Origin of the sequence: Pararcticibacter amylolyticus, assembly GCF_003130405.1 — a bacterium.
Lineage (GTDB): Bacteria > Bacteroidota > Bacteroidia > Sphingobacteriales > Sphingobacteriaceae > Arcticibacter > Arcticibacter amylolyticus.
On record NZ_QEAS01000102.1, the window covers coordinates 1 to 548 of the forward strand.

Consider the following 548-nt stretch of genomic DNA (forward strand, 5'->3'; position numbering starts at 1 on the left):
GCCGGGGGTGGTGTAGGCGGCCAGTTCCAGGCGGTTGAGCTTGTCGTAGGTGTAGTCATAGCTTTGCTTCTCCTGGGGAAAGCCGCTGCTGGCGGGGACTTTTGTCTGCCAGCTGAGGGAGGAGATATTGCCGTTATACTGCTTCTTTGCGGCGTCTGCATGGTCATTGTACTGCAGGTTCATCCCGAATACTCTTTCTGAGGTGGGGCTGCCGGGGTCATTGATCTGTTTGAGCCAGCCCCGCTCGTTGTACTGGTAGGCGATCTTCTGGAGAAAGGTATTGCCCTTGTCTTTTGAGTGCAGCCGCTTTTCTTTGAGCTGACCGATCTCATTATAGGTATTCTGTGCCAGCAGTACCTTGTCCCCGCTGCCGATGGTCTCCCAGGTGTTTACTTTGCGTCCCATATGGTCGTATTCATACAGGGTAAAGATCTTTACTTGTTCGGTGCTGTTTACTTTATGGTGGCGGGTGCTGGTGAGCAGCTCATCGGTGAAGCTGTAGGTGTTGTCGGTTTCATCGTAATTGCCGTCTGAGAGGGTGCCGCCTT

General features: G+C 53.5%; 1 pseudogene. It reads right to left on the minus strand.

Features of this window, described 5'->3' with window-relative positions:
* Window positions 1–548, minus strand: a pseudogene (locus tag DDR33_RS26275) (DUF6443 domain-containing protein); the annotation flags it as partial.